The 16,888-nt window shown below is 70.6% G+C and carries 11 protein-coding genes and 4 pseudogenes; 7 read left to right on the top strand and 8 right to left on the bottom strand.

The window, feature by feature from the left end:
• Positions 1-36: 36 nt before the first annotated feature.
• The 3 genes and pseudogenes from OG507_RS05895 to OG507_RS05885 form a co-directional block, all read right to left on the bottom strand.
• Positions 37-300, bottom strand: a pseudogene (locus OG507_RS05895) (peptidoglycan bridge formation protein FemAB); the annotation flags it as partial.
• A gap of 158 nt (positions 301-458) precedes the next feature.
• Positions 459-4,058: a phosphodiester glycosidase family protein gene (locus tag OG507_RS05890; RefSeq protein ID WP_327366060.1), complete on the bottom strand. Its 3,600-nt coding sequence runs from the start codon at positions 4,056-4,058 to the stop codon at positions 459-461.
• A gap of 722 nt (positions 4,059-4,780) precedes the next feature.
• Complete coding sequence (locus tag OG507_RS05885; protein ID WP_327366059.1) at positions 4,781-5,389, bottom strand: Rv1733c family protein; 609 nt, start codon at positions 5,387-5,389, stop codon at positions 4,781-4,783.
• A 338-nt stretch (positions 5,390-5,727) separates the two neighbouring features.
• On the opposite strand from OG507_RS05885, the gene OG507_RS05880 reads away from it, so the two are divergent.
• The 5 genes and pseudogenes from OG507_RS05880 (at position 5,728) to OG507_RS05860 (ending at position 9,823) form a co-directional block, all read left to right on the top strand.
• Positions 5,728-5,880 (top strand): hypothetical protein, encoded by a 153-nt coding sequence (locus OG507_RS05880; RefSeq protein ID WP_442810949.1) that lies wholly within the window; start codon positions 5,728-5,730, stop codon positions 5,878-5,880.
• 252 nt (positions 5,881-6,132) lie between these two features.
• On the top strand, positions 6,133-6,963 hold the full coding sequence (locus OG507_RS05875) for a universal stress protein (protein WP_327366057.1): 831 nt from the start codon (positions 6,133-6,135) through the stop codon (positions 6,961-6,963).
• Between the two features lie 314 nt (positions 6,964-7,277).
• Positions 7,278-7,707: pseudogene (locus OG507_RS05870) on the top strand (phosphoketolase); the annotation flags it as partial.
• 154 nt (positions 7,708-7,861) lie between these two features.
• On the top strand, positions 7,862-8,485 hold the full coding sequence (locus tag OG507_RS05865; protein WP_327366056.1) for a hypothetical protein: 624 nt from the start codon (positions 7,862-7,864) through the stop codon (positions 8,483-8,485).
• A 645-nt stretch (positions 8,486-9,130) separates the two neighbouring features.
• Positions 9,131-9,823, top strand: a complete 693-nt coding sequence (locus OG507_RS05860; RefSeq protein ID WP_327366055.1) for a response regulator transcription factor — start codon at positions 9,131-9,133, stop codon at positions 9,821-9,823.
• Positions 9,824-10,301: 478 nt separating this feature from the next.
• Here the strand turns inward: OG507_RS05860 and OG507_RS05855 are convergent, their stop codons facing one another.
• On the bottom strand, positions 10,302-10,724 hold the full coding sequence (locus OG507_RS05855) for a pyridoxamine 5'-phosphate oxidase family protein (protein WP_327366054.1): 423 nt from the start codon (positions 10,722-10,724) through the stop codon (positions 10,302-10,304).
• A 188-nt stretch (positions 10,725-10,912) separates the two neighbouring features.
• Here OG507_RS05855 and OG507_RS05850 point away from each other — a divergent pair.
• Positions 10,913-11,152 (top strand): annotated as a pseudogene (locus tag OG507_RS05850) (MFS transporter); the annotation flags it as partial.
• A 190-nt stretch (positions 11,153-11,342) separates the two neighbouring features.
• Here the strand turns inward: OG507_RS05850 and OG507_RS05845 are convergent.
• The 4 genes and pseudogenes from OG507_RS05845 to ppdK all read right to left on the bottom strand — a co-directional run.
• Positions 11,343-11,531, bottom strand: a pseudogene (locus tag OG507_RS05845) (hypothetical protein); the annotation flags it as partial.
• A gap of 14 nt (positions 11,532-11,545) precedes the next feature.
• A complete protein-coding gene (locus OG507_RS05840) occupies positions 11,546-12,193 on the bottom strand; it encodes a CBS domain-containing protein (RefSeq protein WP_327366053.1) in 648 nt (215 codons plus the stop codon).
• Positions 12,194-12,280: 87 nt separating this feature from the next.
• Positions 12,281-12,664: a hypothetical protein gene (locus tag OG507_RS05835; protein WP_327366052.1), complete on the bottom strand. Its 384-nt coding sequence runs from the start codon at positions 12,662-12,664 to the stop codon at positions 12,281-12,283.
• A gap of 101 nt (positions 12,665-12,765) precedes the next feature.
• Positions 12,766-15,555 carry a pyruvate, phosphate dikinase gene (gene ppdK, locus OG507_RS05830; RefSeq protein ID WP_327366051.1) on the bottom strand — a complete coding sequence of 930 codons (2,790 nt, stop codon included), beginning with the start codon at positions 15,553-15,555 and terminating at the stop codon, positions 12,766-12,768.
• A 233-nt stretch (positions 15,556-15,788) separates the two neighbouring features.
• On the opposite strand from ppdK, the gene OG507_RS05825 reads away from it, so the two are divergent.
• The gene (locus OG507_RS05825; protein WP_327366050.1) at positions 15,789-16,733 is read left to right on the top strand and encodes a universal stress protein; all 945 of its coding nucleotides are present in this window, start codon (positions 15,789-15,791) and stop codon (positions 16,731-16,733) included.
• The last annotated feature ends 155 nt before the right edge of the window (positions 16,734-16,888 follow it).

Here is a 16,888-nt window from a genome sequence, read left to right as displayed (position 1 = left end):
TTGCGGGCGACCTTCTTCAGGGCGCGGTCCAGGCGCGGGGCGCGCGGACGAGCACCTCACTCCCGACCCACACCAGCGGCGCACCACCACCGGCGGGCCCATCTTCACCGAGAACGCGCCCTGGTCCTTCAGGTGCGCGAGCATCGGCCGCAGCCACGCCTTCTCCAAATCGGGTGCATACCGGTCGACGACCGGGTCCTCGGGAAGGTAGGCGAGATACCGCCCGAGTCTCGGCAGCGGCCGGTGCAGGACGAGTCCCGCATCGACGAGCCGGCCGGCCGCGTAGAACCAGCCCAGGCTCCAGCGGTAGGCGGAAGGATCCCGAGACGCGCCACGGCCGGGAAACGGGCGCCGGGGGCGAACACATGCGTGCTCGCCCCCGGCCAGGCCGCTGCGCGCGGCGGACCGGACCGCTCAGGAGCCGATCCGCAACGGCTGCGTGCCCATGGTGGTTACGGTCACTTGGACGCGGCCCGCCGGACCTCGATGGTCTTCGAGGTCGTGATCGGCGCGAGCGAGCTGTCGTCGGTGTAGGCGCGCATCGAGTCGTTCGTCACCGACACGGTCACCGAGCCACTGCGCAGCGCGGTGAGCGTCCGGGTCCGCGGGTCGAGGATCGCGACCTTGCCCTTGTCGCGGGCCTGGTCGATGGCGTGCTTCCCGCTGCCGATCGCCAGGTTGGACGAGCCGCTCCAGTGGACGGACATCGGGTACCGCAGCGGCACCACACGGGTGCCCGTCCCCACGCCCTGCGGCTGCACGATGCTGCCCGAGAGCTGCGCGGTCTCGCCGGCCTCGACCGAGGCCGGGGTGTTGAGCGTGATGGACTGCGCGAAGGCGCGGACATCGGTCTGGAGCCACTGCTCGTTCGCGCTCCGGTCCGCGTCGACCGACCAGTTGACCCACCCGGTGAAGCCACCGCGGTCCGGCGTGCCGTACGGGTCCTTGCCCGACGACGGCAGCACCGTGTACGGGACGCCCTCAAGGCGGTGGACATTGGCGATCTGGGCGTGGGATCCGACCATCGCGGCGCCCTTGTCCGTGGAGCCACGGAAGTCCGTGAGCATCTGCTCGATGAGCGCGGCCTCGTCGCGGTCGCCGAGCTGGCTGGACTTCGTCTCGGCAGGGTCGTCCACCGGGTGGTGGGCGAACACCATGACGTTGTGGACCGAGCCGTCGTTCTTTGCGTCGGCGAGTGCCTTCTGGAGCATCGGGAGCTGGTCCCACGCCGTCCCGCGCAGTGATCCGACGGAGCTGGCGAGCAGGATGAATCGCGTGCCCTTGTGGTCGAACGTCCGGTACGGCCGGCCGAACTCCTTGGTGAAGTTCGTCAGGTCCTGCTGGACGTTGTTGAGGCCGTAGGACTCGTGGTTGCCCGGCACGTAGTAGCACGGGACCGAGCCGGACTTCGGGTTCGGCGTGCTGTTCGCCGCCGGCTCCTGGCCGACCGGTATGAGGTCGCACCCGGCGTCGGTGAGTACCTTGCGGGCAAGGGAGAGGTCCTGCGGCAGGCCGCGGTCGGTGACGTCACCGTTGAGGACGATCAGGTCCGGATCGGTCTTGCGGATCCGCTGGATGGCGGCCGTCGCGACCTCGGTCAACGCCGGGTTGTCGGCGGTGAACTGCACGTCCGACAGCGTGGCGAACTTCCACGTGTCGTGGCCCCGGAGCAGCGAGCCGTCGTAGGAGACGAGCGGGTCGGGCTGCAGGTCGGGCTGGGCGGGCTGGGTGGGCTGGTCGATCGACGTCGGGACATCGGCCTCGACGCGGTCCAGGACGAACGTGCCTGCCTTCTGCTGCGCGGCGCTCGTGTTGATGCCCTGGAAGCCCGACACCGCGATCGGGAACTTCGTGTTCGCCGGCAGCGTGAACGACGCGTTCTGCCAGTCGTCGCTCGCGATCAGGCCGGTGCCGTAGGAGCCGTTGCTCTTGCCGTCCGCATCGACGTAGCCGATGTAGGTCAGACCGTTCGGTACGCTGATGCTCGACTTGAGCCGCACCCGCAGGCGAAGCGGCTGCCCGGGCACCGGGATGCGCCCGGCCGCCGACTTCACCGCGATGCCCACGTTGCGCATCGCGTTGAAGTCGATCCGCAGGCCGTCGGGGGCCGCAGAGAACGTCGTGGCCGCGGTGCTGTTGTTGACCCAGTGGGCGAGCACATCGTCGTCGAAGTCGTAGACCGTCTTGGTCTGCACGCCGACCGTGATCGGGAGCTGGACCGACTTGCCGCCGACCGAGGCCTTGAGGACCGTCCCCGCGTTGGTGAGCGGGGTGATGCTCAGCTTGCCGTCCACGGACTTGATGTCGACGACGCTGTGATCGTAGTCGAGCGAGAGGTCCTGCGGGTCGATCGGAGCCGTGTAGCCCTGGGCGTCACGGCCGGTCACAGAGACGGTGACAGCGTTGTCAGGCGTCGCGTCGGCGATCGACAAGCGCTGGGACGACATCTCCACGCTGTTGAGCGTGCCGAGGACGGAGACCTTCTCCTCCGCCTTGTTGTTACGCACATGCGCACGGACCGTGATCGTGCGATCCGCATGGGCCGGGGCCGTGAGCATGCCGCGCTTGACGGGTGCTCCGTTCGCGTTCCACTGCACGGACTTCGGGTCGACCGTCACAGGCGTCGCGTGGTTGTCGACGCCCTCCGCGACGAGGCTGCGGTGCAGTCCCGGGAAGACCTTCACGCCACCGTCGGCCGACGCCGCACCTGGCGCGGGCCTGACGAGGAGCTGGTCCAGCCTGCCGTCGCCCTTCGCGACGAACACTCCCACGCCGTTCGGGTCGTTGCGCTCCTGGCCGTCGGACGGGACGTTGCGGACGGTCGCGGCGTCCTCGCCGAGCGCGCGGGCGACCATCGTGGTGGAGCCGCCGCCGTCGAGGTTGACCGCGGTCTCCACGCCCATCGCGGCGAGGTCACGCGCCTCCTTGTCGATCCCGACGCCGCCCTTGCCGGTGCCGCCCGGGCCGTCCCAGGTGGCGAGAACGAGCGTCTTGCCGCCGTTCTTGAAGCCGAGCGCGGTACGCGGGGCGATCGAGGTGTCGAGGCCACTGACGACCTTGCCGCCGGAAACGATGGTGCCGCCGTGGCCGAGCGCGAACTTCATCGTCTTGGCAGCGCTGTCGGCGAGATCGTAGTCGAGTTTCACCGGGTCGCCGGGCTGCAGCGCGCGGAGCGCGGTCGCTGAGGCACCGCGCCCGACGAGCACGAAGCCGTTGTCCGCGATGGTCCCCGAGCCCGCGGGACCGTTCGGCGTGACCGACACGACCGAGCCGTTCTTGACCAGCACCTCGGCGATCTGGTCGTTGGCCACGCCTGTCATGCCGCGGTTGCGGTTGTAGTCGCCCCACGCCGACGTGAACGCGATCAGACCGTCCGCGGGGACCCCGCCGCCGTTCGCGGCGTTGAGCGACAGCACCTTGTGGTCCGCACCCGCGAAGTACGCGTTCGCGTTGACCGCGAGGTCCACGAGCTGGGCGATGCCGCCCTTGGTGACACCCACGTGCTGACGGCCGCTGATGTCGGCGGACTTGATCAGCTCTCCGTTCTGGACCTCGCCCCCGAGCGCCGCGTTGGAGTTGCCGATGTCGAAGAACTCGCCGTTGACGCCCGCGACGGCACCGGCCTTGTTGGCGGCCTCGCTCAGCGGCCCGCCGGACGCGACTGGTCCGGAGGTCAGCAGGTCCGTGCCGACCGCGCGGTTGGACAGGTCCACGGTCAGGAACTGCGCGTCGTACCAGCCCTTCTGGTCGAGCGCCTTCACGTGCTGGAGGTTGATCCCCGGGCCGATCTTCTCGGACGTGTTGGTCAAGGGGATTCCGCCGGTGACGGGCGCACCGCCGACGGGCGCACCGCCGACGGGCGCACCGGTGACCGGCGCACCGTTGATCCGGTCCCCGTTGACGGGCACACCGGTGACCGGATCAACGTTGGCCGGAGCAACGACGATTGGTGCGACGGGGCCGCTGTCCGCGTACGCGATGGCAGGTGCGGCGGCCAGTGCGGTCGCCGTGGCGAGCACGACCAGCCATGGTCTCGTACGCCGATGGTTCAAGACCATCAATCTCATGGGTACCTCGGGTCAAGAGAGGAAGCGGGGAAAATCCCCCGCTGCGCCCATTTTGTTCTTAGGCGCACACCCGATCACAAAGGCCGACCAATACGTGCGAACGACGCCGCCACGATCCTTTGGTGAACGCTGGCTGTACCTTGTTCGGCCTGTTGCTGTGGTGACCGCGAGCGTCTGCCATGACCTGCGAATTGATGTCCCGTCGGTGCGCTCCCGCATGGCGGACAGGCCCTGGCCCTGGGGCGGCTCACCCACCGCGCTCTGCGGCGAGATCGACGCCCTGGCCGGACCTCGGACGGTATATGCATCCACTTGTGCCTCCCGCGCGTCCAGCGAGGCGGCCGGTCGACCCGCGCGTCGGACATCACGGCACGCGCTGATCCGAGATTTCGTCTCGGCCGATGTGGTCATGGAGGGGCGGCTCACACCCGAGCGCCCGAGAGTGTCCACCGGGTGTGTCGGCTACCGCTGAAAGCGGCTCAGTCGCGATTTCCGTGAAGCCGGTCATGAGGTTGCTGTGGTCGTGATTCGCGTGTTGTTGTCGGTCTGAGGCGAGCCCGCACCGTCTTGCTCACGGGCGAACACGGGCCTGCGCATCTGCGGACAGCCCCGCACCATGTCCCACCCGAACTCACGCGAACCCACCCGGCGCCCACCTCACTCCGCCCGTGTGCTGGTACGGCTGGTTGTGCCTCTCTTAGCAAGGCGTGAGATCACCTGGTCTTGTGGCCCCACTGTGGGCCCACCAGGTCCCACTCCTTGTCCCATTGGTCGATGCGCCGCTGGTCGAGACTCCACCGTGCGAGAGTTCCGGCGCCGAAGGCGAGGCCGGCGAAGGCGAGCGCGGCCGCGATGGCCAGGACGCCGGCTTCGACGGCTGCTTCCGTGGAAGTCGGTGGTTCGGTAGTGATCTCGCCCCGGCCGTCCATCCAGACGACGATTCTGGATCCGGCCTTCAGACCGGTGTTCACCAGGGCCTTGTCGGTGTGGGCAAAGCCGTCAGGGTCTGTCCATCGGACTGGCGCGACTATCTTGTCGCCGTTCCTTCCGTCCCCGGTCACGCTTCGTGGGACGTCGTCGAGGAGAACAGCGCGCACGGGATGCCGATCGGCGCGCTGCTTGGCGAACACCTCGTCGGCAGCATGGGCCGTCACCAGGCCGGCGGCGGTACCGCCCACAGCGATGAGCGCCCACACGGCCAGCATGGTCCAGGCTTCGAGGATGTCGTAGCGCCGCCGGAGCGGGTTGTTGTGCCATCGCCAGAACCGCCGCTTCATACGCCCGCTGCCGTCCATCGGTCTGCCTCTCGTCCGCGTCGTCACGTTCACGAAGGTGACAGCCGCAGGCGAGCTCTGACAGGGGCCGACCAGGCAGCGCGGGAGGGCCGACCGGGGTCAACTCACAGATGGGGTCGGGTCGTTCGGCTCAGCCCCGCCGGGGGCTGGAGGACAGGACGTCACGGCTGCGTTCTCGTACGCCGCTCAGGCGGTGAGGTGTGGCCGTCCGGGCCCGGTAGCGGAACCATCGGGCCCTCACCGGACCGTGGCCCGGCACCCAGACACCCAGGACAGCAGCCCGTCCCGCACGTTCCGGTCGGTGCGTGTCTGTCGAATCTCCGGGCGGGTCTCGCGAACTCGGGCGGCAGGAGTGTTTGCGGCTGTTGGCCAAGGTGCCCGTCGGCCGCATCGGCAACAGGCGTCGTGCCCTGCCCGCCTTCGAGGCGGATCAGGTCGACGGGGCCCGGCCCCAACTGGTCACCGTGCGTGGGCTCGTCGGCGGACGCACGCTCTATGGGGTGGACTTCACCGCCTGAACGTCTCGTCCCCCCTGCCCCCACTTCCTTCTCCTCCGGCCGGGTCCGGGGCTGTACGGCCCGACGGAACGGGGCCGTACGGCGTGCGGATGGGTTCCGTCGGCCCCTGCCCGCGGCGTCCGCGGACGACGAGCATTGCCGGGGAGCCGCAGAGAGCATCGACATCCAGCCGACATGCATCGATCCTGTCGCCGCCCTCGGCACTCCCAGGAAACGAGCGCCCCTGCGCACGAAACAGAAGGGAACAGGACAATGACTGGCCGTCATGTGGTTGTTGGAGTGGACGGTTCACTGGTCGCTGTACGGGCTCTGGACCGGGCCGCAGAGGAGGCGGTGCGCAGCGGCGCGCCGTTGCGCGTCGTCTACGCCGTGGCCGATCGAGACGAGGCGGGGCCGATTCTGGCCTCGGCCGCCTCGCGGGTCCACGAGCGTCATCCCGGTCTGCCGGTGGAGACCAGGGCCGTGGAGGGCGGCGCTGTGCGGGTACTGGCAGGGGAGAGCGAGGGCGCGGTTCTCACCGTTGTGGGCACCCGGGGGTTCGGCAGTGTCTCCGGCCTGCTGGCCGGCTCGGTGAGTTGGCGCCTTGCCGCGCACGTGCACGGTCCCCTGCTGGTCGTCCGTGGGGAGCACCCTCGCGACGAGGGACGTGACGTGCTGCTCGGCCTGGGGAGCGGCGCCGATGACGCCGCAGCCGCCTATGCCTTCCAGGAGGCGTCCCGGCGCGGGGCCGGGCTACGTGTCGTGCACTGTGCGCCGCACCGGCACATCACGCCCGAACTGCCTTCGCCGGTAGCCGCGATGAGCCGCGGCCAGGAGCGCCAGGCCCGGAACGACCGGGGAGGCGAATCCGTTCCCCGGTTCAGCATCGCCCGACTGCGGGAAAAGTATCCCGAGGTCGAGGTCGACAGCCGTACGGTCCGCACCGGACCGGCCCACGGCCTGCTGGCGGGTACCCGCGAGGCCGACGTCGTGGTCATCGGCACGCATCGGCGCGCGGGTTGGCCCGGTCCGCCGCTCGGCCCGGTCGCGCATGTCCTGTTGCACCGCTCCCACTGCCCAGTGGTGCTCGTGCCGACGACCTGAGGACGAGCACGGCGGCGACGCGGATGGTCCGACCGGTCCTGTCGGGGGCCCGGCGGACAGGGCCGGGCGAGGACGTACGGACCCGCACGCATCGCCGATCGAACCCCGTTCCGCGTGGGAACTCAGACGTCCTCGACACGCAGCAGGCATCTGCCCGCTCACCGACGCCCAGCTGAGAACGCTGCACATCCACTGGCGCGCCGCGAACCACCTGTCCGTCGGCCAGATCTACCTCGTGGCGAACAGGGCAGACTGTTCCGGTAGTTCCCCCTTCCCGGCGGCGTACCGAGCCACGTCGCACCCCGGCTTCGTCAATGGTGGCGAGCAAGCAGCCCTGCTTGGACTGGCTGACGATGGGGCAGGCGAAGGTCCGCTGTGTGCGGGCGCCGGGATCCGGGAGTGGGCGGGCACGGAGAACGGCAAGCAGGCGACTTCGAGTACGACGGTCTGTTCACCACCGACAAGCCGGTCGTCTTCGCCTGCCACGGATACCCGGGGCTGATCCACCCCCTGGCCTACCGCCGCACCGTACACAGAAACCTGCACGTACGCGGCTGCAAGGAGATCGGCACCACAACTACGCCCTTCGACATGGTCGTCCGCAATGACCTCGACCGTTACCGCTACCGCCTGGTCATGGACGTCATTGACCCCGTCCCCGGTCTCGCCGTGCGCGCCGCGACCGTACGCCGGCGGATGGAGGACGCCCGCCCGCGCCACCACGACCGGACCTGGGGCGGCTGAGCCGACGCCCAACGGGGCCTGGACAGGGGGCCCTTCGGCCCACGATCCGGGTCTTGCAGCCCCTCCGACGGGCGTCGACGACGCGGGACATTGAAGGCGCAACGAAAGCCGTCCGACATCCTGCGCGTCACATTCCTCGAAAGGGATGAACATCATGGCAGTGCACGACCAGCCCCACCGGTACCGGGGACTCCGCTTCCCGTCCCCGCGCAGGTTCAAGGCGGCCCCCACTTGCGCCGACGAGACGAACACCGCCGCGACGGCGACCCGTGCGTACGTGTTCGCGGGGCTCCGTCTCCTGACCGGGTTCGTCTTCCTGTGGGCGTTCCTGGACAAGTCCTTCGGCTTCGGCTACGCGACCGGCTCCGGGAAGGGCTGGATCGACGGCGGCTCGCCCACCAAGGGCTTCCTCGGTGGTGTCGCCGTCGGCCCGATGGAGTCCACCTTCCACGAGTGGGCCGGAGCCGCCTGGGCGGACTGGCTGTTCATGCTCGGCATGCTCGGCGTCGGTGTCGCCCTGATCGCGGGCATCGGCCTGCGGCTCGCCGCAGCCGCCGGAACCGCAATAATGGCGCTGATGTGGATCGCCGAGTGGCCGCCGGCCAAGCACCTCTCCGACGGTTCGGCGAGCATGTCGACCAACCCCTTCGTCGATTACCACCTCATCTACGCCATCGTCCTGATAGCCCTGGCGGTCGCGGGTGCCGGCGCCACGTGGGGACTGGGCAGTGTGTGGGCGCGGCTGCCGTTCGTCAGCCGCAACCGCTGGCTGCTCTGAGGGCCGCGCGCTCGTCGGACCAGGGCACCCCCGCTCGTCGGCGGAGGTGCCCCGGTCGCTCGTGCATCGGCGGCCGGACAACGCCGGCTCACCCGACCGGGCCCAACGGCCCGACGGGCGCGGCAGCACCCAGGCCAACTGCACCCCGTAAGAGGGCGATTCCGCATTCCGGGCTGGTCCGCCGGAACGCACGCCGCCGTCCGGGGCATGGGCACTCGTCTGTTCCCCGAGGAGTGGGTGCCTCAGGGGATCGGTACCCCTCCCGCCGCCACTGTCTCGCAGACGGGAGGCGCCACCCAGGCGTCAGAGGTTCCGGCCGGCGCGCTTCGGGCCGAGGTGGCACGGCACGGTGCTGCGCATCGCGGGCGACCCGGTCGACGGCGGCAAGGCTTTCGGGGGAGCCGTCCAGGCCGACGGCCCAACGGTGAAGGCCCGCCCGGGCTGTTCGGGTGTTCAGGACCGGTCGGCACCGGGTGGACCGCGGCGATCGATGCGCTCGGGAGGAAGGGAACACCAGGGCGAAAGGGCCGACCGGGCCTGGCCGTTCGGCGCGGAATCGCGCAAGATCTGTGACAGGAACGACCGGTCTCGCCCATCTGGCGGTTTCCGGTGCCCGAGAGGGCCGACACAGGACAGGAGCCGTAGATGGCGGACAGAGAGCGACCCGGACCCGACAACCCGATCCGGGTCTTCCTGCTGGACGACCACGAGGTGGTACGTCGCGGAGTGCACGACCTGCTGAACGACGAGCCGGACATCACCGTGATCGGCGAGGCCGCAAACGTGGAGCAGGCACTGGTCCGCGTCCCCGCGCTGCGTCCGCAGGTGGCTGTGCTCGACGTGCGTCTGCCCGACGGCGACGGTGTGACCGTGTGCCGCGAGCTGCGCTCGCAATTGCCGGAACTGGCTTGCCTGATGCTCACCTCCTTCGACGACGAGGAGGCCCTGCTGGATTCGATCATGGCGGGTGCCTCGGGGTATGTCCTGAAGCAGATCCAGGGCGCGGACCTGGTGTCGGCCGTGCGCGCGGTGGCCCGCGGGCAGTCCCTGCTCGACCCCAGCGCCACCGCCAAGCTGATGGCCCGCCTCCGCAAGGGCCAGGAGCCGGAGCCCGAGCCCGATGCCCTGCCGGGCCTGACCGAGCGCGAGCGGGAGATTCTGGCGCTGATCGGCGAAGGGCTGACCAACCGCCAGATCGGCCAGCGGCTCTACCTCGCGGAGAAGACGGTGAAGAACCACATCTCCCGTCTGCTGGCCAAGCTCGGTGTGGAGCGACGTATACAGGCCGCCGTCATCGCCACCCAGGCGCAGGATCGGCGCAGGCAAGAAGGACACTGACGCCGCGCGGCGAGCCGTGGGGCAGGACGTCTGGCACATGAGCCGGATGCCGTTCACCGGCCCGGTGATTGATCCGGCTGTGGCGGAGTCGGTGGCGGCCGCGCGCGCAACCACGCTCGGCCCGCATGCTCCACCATGCGTTCCGACCGTGCGGGGTCGGGAAGCCGGCAGGTGAGCCGGAGCACCGGCCGGGCTTTGTCGACGTCGAAGTCCTGAGGCACCCCACGATCGACGTTCCGCTGTGCCTGCCACAGACCTTCTCCGTGATCGAGGCGGCGCTGCTTCCCGCAGCTGCTGATCCATTTCGGCTACGGCCCCGATGGCGTCCTTGCACCCCGTGCGTCCGCACAACCCGTACCTGGTACCCGCCATAGGGCCGGTGAGGGAGACTCCTCGCACGAGGCCCGATACGAGGCCCGAGCCGACGAACTGACGCAGCACCAGCAGCCTGGCCTTGTGGACCGCGGCAGGCCGCGCATCACTGGGTGCCGCGTCGTCCTCTGAGTTCGCGTCCGGTGACCATTTCGGACTCGATCCGTACGAACACTGCGTCCCGTAGGGGCATCCAGGAGATGAGCCCGGCCTGCGAGAGCCGCTCCTGCTCGGCGGGGTCGGTCACAACGGCCGCCCGGCCGGTGACGACCACGCTCCAGCCGGACCGGGCCGTCGCGTCGAACTCGTCCGCCTCGAAGGCGACGACGACGCCGTCGATGGCGCGTACGAGGTCCGAGTCCGACGAGGTGCACAGCAGGACTGAGGCGTCCGTGTGCAGGGAGAAGTTGACGGGAAGGACCGCGGGCAGCGCCTGCCGGGTGTAGACCACGCGGCCGACCGGCGCCTTGGCGAGCAGCCGCAGGCACTCCTGCCGGTCGAGTGAGCGAGAGGTGTCGTTCTGGAACATCAGCTCATCGTTCCCGCGGTCGCCGCGAGGAGGTAGGGCCGACCGGCCCCAATCCCTCAATGCGCCCGTGGAGACGGCCGATTGCAGCCGTTGTTGCGCGGGAGCCGCGCGAGCAGGGCAGTACAGGGGACTGTTCGCAGGGACGGCCGGATCCGAACCCGGGGTCGTCTGTCCGTCCGCAGGGGCTGATGCCGGCCCTGGCCACGGTCGGTTTCGCCGTGAACTTCTGGGCGTGGGCGCTGCTCGGCCCTCTCGGCCCTCGCTTCAAGGACGGTCTCGACCTGTCGTCGTTCGAGCAGTCGCTGCCGGTGGCGGTGCCGGTCGTTATCGGCTCGCTGGGCCGGATCCCGGTCGGGGCGCCGAGCGACCGGCTCGGTGGACGGGTGATGTTCCCGATCGTGTCGGCGGCCACGATCACGCCGGTGCTCTGCTCTACCTCCGGCCGGCCGGGCCCCTCTTCGTCACCGCTCTGCTGCTGCGTGACGCCCCGGGTTCGCCGCCACCGACCCGGCCACGGGAATGCGCCCGCTCACCGAACACCGTGCCGGCCCGGAGCCGCTGCGGCCGGCGCTGAACGACGAGGGCTCACCTTGGGCGCATGCTTTGGACTCCGTCTCCGAAGACGGTGGTGGACGTCGGGTTGGTGACGGGCGTGATGGCGCACACCGCGCCCACCGGCTCCGCGACCTCGATCACGTCCTCGATGTCGTCGCGGGCCATGACCCCGACCGTCTTCATCGGGCCCATGCTGTGTGTGACGTGCTCCCGCGCGAACATGTTCTTGGCGGCCTTGTCCTCCCCGCGCCCCGCGGTCGGGCCGGTCACGTGATCCCGGTGTGGCCGGACGTCTCGGGCGGTGCGCAGTCGTCGACGTGGAACGCCAGACCGTTCACCACACCGACCACCCCTTCCAGCCGCCACACCGAGTGGACGGCCTCCGGGACCTGGCTGCGCAGTTCCACGCTGCCGTCGAGGGTGACGACACCGTCGCGGACGGAAGCGAGGACGGCTTCGGGAGGCAGTCCCAAGCCTGTGACGAGTACTTCCTCGGTCACCTGACGGCGGATGTCGTCATCCGTGCGCAGGAAGACCCGGAGCAGGTCCCGGCGGGTCGCGATGCCGATGAGGCGGTCCTCCTCGTCGACCACGGGCAGCCGTTCGACACCGCGGCGTTCCATCAGCCGGGCGGCATCCGGGACGGACTGTTCGGGATGGACGGTGACAGCGGGCGTCGACATCAAGTCCTGTGCCACGACGGCTCGGACAGGGCTCCGGCCCGCCCGGTTCGCCTGCGCGCGCACCAGGTCGGTCCCGGAGACCACGCCGAGAACCTTGTCGTCCTCATCGACCACAGGCAGCCCGCTGACGCGGTGGTGGTCGAGCAGCCGGACGACCTCCTTGAACGGTGTTGTCCGGCGGGCCCGGACGACTTCGCTGGTCATCACCTGGCCGACGGTGTGAGGTGTCATGGCGGTTTCTCCTTCGCCAGCACGGCGGAGAGCGGGAATCGGATCGGGCCCGCTCCCCGCCGGGCGGGGAGCGGACGCTGGAGGAAACTACTGCTGCGGGCCGCCGCGCCACGGGGGCGGCGTGGCCGTCCTGCGGGCCGCGTCCCAGCGGTGCGCGGCGCGTTCCGTGCGGCTGCGCAGCCGGTCGTGCAGCCGGTCGGCCAGTTCCCGGGCACTCGCCTCGCGGACGTGCACGACGACGAGGTGGGCGCCCACCTGGATCTCGGCGCCGGCGGCCCAGGGGAACTCGACGTGGTGGGCCGCCGCCCTGGTGACGCGCACCTCACCACTGACGGGCGGAAGCCCGGGACGGTCGAGCACGGCTCCGATCTTCGCCCGCAGGTACACGAGCGACTCCTCGTCCACGTCGCCCTCGACCCGCACCCGCACGGCTGCGGTGACACCATCGGTGCCGATGTCCTTGGCGGTCATGTGCTCAACTCCTTGTGATCGTTCCGGCGATGCCTCAAGACTGCTGCGCGCTTCTGCTCCCAGGACCGGTCGGGCCCGGAAGCAGGGGCCACGGGGCCCGGTCACCGGCTGTCGCTCACGTCGGTCCCGGCGAGCGCGGCCCGTCCGGCCTCCAGGCGGGCGACCGGGACGCGGAACGGCGAGCATGAGACGTAGTCCAGTCCGGCGGTGTGGAAGAAGTGCACCGAGTCGGGGTCGCCGCCGTGCTCGCCGCACACGCCGATCTTCAGGTCCGGCCGGGTGGCGCGGCCCTCGGCGACCGCCATCTCCACCAGACGCCCCACTCCGTCGCGGTCGAGCGTCTCGAACGGAGAGGCGGGGAAGACGCCCTTGTCGAGGTAGGCGGAGAAGAACTCGGCCTCGACGTCGTCGCGGGAGAAACCCCAGGTGGTCTGGGTCAGGTCGTTGGTGCCGAAGGAGAAGAACTCGGCCTCCTGGGCGATCCGACCCGCCGTCAGCGCTGCCCGCGGCAGTTCGACCATGGTCCCGACGGGGCAGGTGACAGGGACGCCGGCCGCGGCGGACACCTCACCCAGAACCCGCTCCACCTCCGCACGGACGATCCGCAGTTCGCGGACGTCCCCGACGAGCGGCACCATGATCTCCGCCCTCGGAGTGCCGCCGGCCAGCGTGCGCTCCGCGACGGCCTCGCCGATCGCCCGTACCTGCATGGCGACCAGACCGGGGATCATTAGGCCCAGACGCACGCCGCGCAGGCCCAGCATCGGATTCTCCTCGTGCATACGGCTCACCGCGGCCAGCAGCTCGACGTCGTGCGCGGCCGGCAGGTCACCGCGGGCCTCGGCGGCTGCGATGCGCACCGCGAGCTCGGTGCGGTCGGGCAGGAACTCGTGCAGCGGCGGGTCCAGCAGGCGGATGGTGACCGGCAGGCCGTCCATCGCCTCCAGGATGCCTACGAAATCCTGCCGTTGCAGAGGCAGCAGAGCCGCCAGCGTCCGCTCGCGCTCGGTGTCCGTGCGGGCCAGGATCATCTCCTCGACCAGCTCGCGGCGCTCGCCGAGGAACATGTGTTCGGTCCGGCACAGTCCGATGCCCTGCGCCCCGAACCGGCGCGCGCGGGCGGCGTCCTCGGGGGTATCGGCATTGGCACGCACCTTCAGCCGCCGGACGGCGTCGGCCCGCGTCAGCGCGCGGGCCACGGCGCCGACCGGCCCGATCGCCTCCGCGTGTCCGTCACCGGCCGACTTCCCGCAGGTGTCATCGGCCAAGGCGTCGCGAGTGTCACCGACCAAGGCGTCGTGGGTGTCACCGGCCGTTTCGTCATCGGTACCGCTCTCCAGGAACCGCATGACCTCCGAGTCCGCCAGCGGTACCGACCCCTCGTACACGGCTCCGGTGGAGCCGTCCACGGAGACGACCGTGCCCTCTTCGACGACGGTGCCGTCCGGGGCGGTGAAGTGCCTGGCCTCGACGTCCACGGCCAGCTCCTCGGCGCCGCAGACGCAGACCCTGCCCATGCCGCGGGCGACGACGGCCGCGTGGCTGGTCCTGCCGCCGCGGCTGGTGAGCACCGCCTGCGCGGCGATCATGCCGGGCAGGTCGTCGGGGGCCGTCTCCTGGCGGACCAGGACCACCTTCTCGCCGGCCGCGGCACGCCGTACCGCCTCGGCGGAGTGGAAGACCACCGCGCCCACCGCGGCGCCCGGCGAGGCCGGCAGGCCGTGGGCGAGGGGCTCGCTCGTCGCGGAGGAGTCGAAGCGCGGGAACATCAGCCGGGCCAGTCCCTCGCCGCTCACCCGGGCGAGGCTCTCGTCGGGGGTGATGAGCCCCTCGTCGGCGAGTTCGGCGGCGATGGTGAAGGCGGCCTCTGCGGTGCGCTTGCCGACCCGGGTCTGCAGGATCCACAGCGTGCCGCGCTCGATGGTGAACTCGATGTCGCACAGGTCCCGGTAGTGCCGCTCCAAGGTCCGCATGTGCTCGCGCAGCCGGGCGTACGAGCGGGGATCCAGGCGCCCCAGCTCGGTCAGGGGCACGGTGTTGCGGATGCCGGCGACGACGTCCTCGCCCTGCGCGTCGGCCAGGTAGTCGCCGTAGAGGCCGGGGCGTCCGGTGGCCGGGTCGCGGGTGAAGGCGACGCCGCTGCCGGAGTCGGGACCGAGATTGCCGAAGACCATGCGCTGCACGTTGACGGCGGTGCCGAGGTCGTCGGGGATGTGCTCGCGGCGCCGGTACAGGCGGGCGCGCTCGCCGTTCCAGGACTCGAAGACGGCCAGGACAGCCCGGCGCAGTTGCTCGGCGGGGGACAGCGGGAAGTACTCGCCGGTCTCCAGATGGATCAGGTTCTTGTACGTCTCCACCAGTTGGGCCAGGTCATCGGCATCCAGGTGCATGTCGTCCGGGACGTCGCGCAGATCCTTGAGCAGGGCGATGGCCCGCTCGAAGTGTGCGGGGTCGACGCCCATGACCGTGCTGCCGAACATCTGTATGAGGCGGCGGTAGGAGTCCCAGGCGAAGCGGGTGCTGCCGGAGACCTTGGCCAGCCCGAGGACGGACTCGTCGTTGAGCCCGATGTCGAGGATCGTCTCCATCATGCCGGGCATGGAGAACCGGGCGCCGGAACGGACGGACAGCAGCAGCGGGTCGTCCGGCTGCCCGAGCAGTCGGCCCGCGGCGGCCTCCATGCCCGTCAGACGTTGGGACATCTGCTCCCACAGGCCCGCGGGCTCGCCGCCGGTGTCCAGGAAAGCCCTGCACGCCTCGGTGGTGATGGTGAATCCCGGTGGCACCGGCAGCCCGAGCCGGGTCATCTCGGCCAGGTTCGCGCCCTTGCCGCCGAGCAGGCCGGCCATGTCACGGCCGCCCTCGGTGAAGTCGTACACAAAACGAGCCATGACGCCGCTCTCCTCAGCTGTGGGGCGTGGTGGTTCCAGCGTCGGACCGGAGCGTGTGCCGCGCGAGGTGCTGGCAGTCCCTCCCCGGGGGACCGGTCGGCCCCGGTGCGCGCCGTCCGTCCCCGCAGGGCCCAAGGGCCCTTTGCCTGAGCCGGCCGACCCCTGGCGGTTCCCCCACGCCGCAGGAAGGCTCGAAGACATCGGGAGGTTCACGGACTCGGGAGGGACACGCCATGCTTCACGACATCGCGGTGGGGGTCGACGGGTCGCCCGCGAGCCTCGCGGCCGCGCACTGGGCGGCCCAGGAGGCTCAGCGGCGGGGAACCGGGCTCAGCGTGGTGCACGCCTGGCACCCCCATGCGCGCCCGGCGCCGTACGTTCCTCAGGACAGCACCGAGCACGGCTGGGCCGAGCAGACCCTTGAGGAGGCCGTACGCAGCGTCCGCACGGCCCATCCCGGTCTGCGGATCACCGAGCGCCTCGTGTGCGACGCGACGGTCGGCGCACTGGTCGCCACCGCGGCCGATGCCGACATGCTGGTCCTCGGCACACGCGGACCGGGGCGGGTGGGCGGGTTCGTGACGGGGTCGGTGTCCCAGCGCGTCGTCGCCCGGCCCGCTTGCCCCGTCGTACTGGTGCGGGCAGGGCGGAGCGCTGCCGACGACCACCTGCCGGCCGCGGACGGCATTGCTCCGGACGAGATCCCCCAAACACCCTGCCGCGAGGTCGTTCTGGGACTGCACATCGGGCATCCCTGTGACGAACTGATCGAGTTCGCCTTCGACGCCGCCCGGCGGCGCGGCACCGGCCTGCGGGTGATCCATGCCTTCCGGATACCGCTCCGGCCTGCGCCCGGCCCGTCGGTGCCCCTCCGGTTCGCGACGCCCGACGGCCCGTCACTCGACCCGCAGCCACAGGCGCAGACGCCGGCCGACGTGGAACGCACCCTGACAGCGGTGCTGCGCCCCTGGCGGGAAAAGTTCCCGACCGTCCCGGTGACCGAGACGGTCACCGGGGGCCGGGCCGCCGTCACGCTGGTGCACGCGGCGCGGGACGCCGGGCTCCTCGTGGTGGGCCGTCGCACGAACGGGCGCAGGAGCGGTGCCCGCACAGGCTCCGTCGCCCATGCCGCGCTGCACCATGGCGGCTGCCCCGTCGCCGTGGTCCCGCATGACTGAGCCTGCTCACCGGCCACCCGCGTCGTGGAGAGCACGGGGGCCGACGGCTGTCGGAGACCTCGCTGTATCCCACGCGATCGTGTATGGCCGGTCGGCCCGCTCATCCGCGCCGAACTCGCCTTCGGCCAGGGCTTTCCGGCTCGGTGCACGGGTGG

The sequence above is a fragment of the Streptomyces sp. NBC_01217 genome, from assembly GCF_035994185.1.
In the GTDB taxonomy this organism is placed as follows: domain Bacteria; phylum Actinomycetota; class Actinomycetes; order Streptomycetales; family Streptomycetaceae; genus Streptomyces.
The sequence above is the reverse complement of the archived record's forward strand: the minus strand, read 5'-3'. Positions and strand labels throughout refer to the sequence as shown.

What these genes read in the sequence shown, in the direction of transcription:
- OG507_RS05890 (WP_327366060.1), bottom strand. Translation starts at nt 4,058, where the DNA reads ATGGTCTTGAACCATCGGCGTACGAGACCATGGCTGGTCGTGCTCGCC.
- OG507_RS05875 (WP_327366057.1), top strand. Translation starts at nt 6,133, where the DNA reads ATGACTGGCCGTCATGTGGTTGTTGGAGTGGACGGTTCACTGGTCGCT.
- OG507_RS05865 (WP_327366056.1), top strand. Translation starts at nt 7,862, where the DNA reads ATGGCAGTGCACGACCAGCCCCACCGGTACCGGGGACTCCGCTTCCCG.
- OG507_RS05860 (WP_327366055.1), top strand. Translation starts at nt 9,131, where the DNA reads ATGGCGGACAGAGAGCGACCCGGACCCGACAACCCGATCCGGGTCTTC.
- OG507_RS05855 (WP_327366054.1), bottom strand. Translation starts at nt 10,724, where the DNA reads ATGTTCCAGAACGACACCTCTCGCTCACTCGACCGGCAGGAGTGCCTG.
- OG507_RS05840 (WP_327366053.1), bottom strand. Translation starts at nt 12,193, where the DNA reads ATGACACCTCACACCGTCGGCCAGGTGATGACCAGCGAAGTCGTCCGG.
- OG507_RS05835 (WP_327366052.1), bottom strand. Translation starts at nt 12,664, where the DNA reads ATGACCGCCAAGGACATCGGCACCGATGGTGTCACCGCAGCCGTGCGG.
- ppdK (WP_327366051.1), bottom strand. Translation starts at nt 15,555, where the DNA reads ATGGCTCGTTTTGTGTACGACTTCACCGAGGGCGGCCGTGACATGGCC.
- OG507_RS05825 (WP_327366050.1), top strand. Translation starts at nt 15,789, where the DNA reads ATGCTTCACGACATCGCGGTGGGGGTCGACGGGTCGCCCGCGAGCCTC.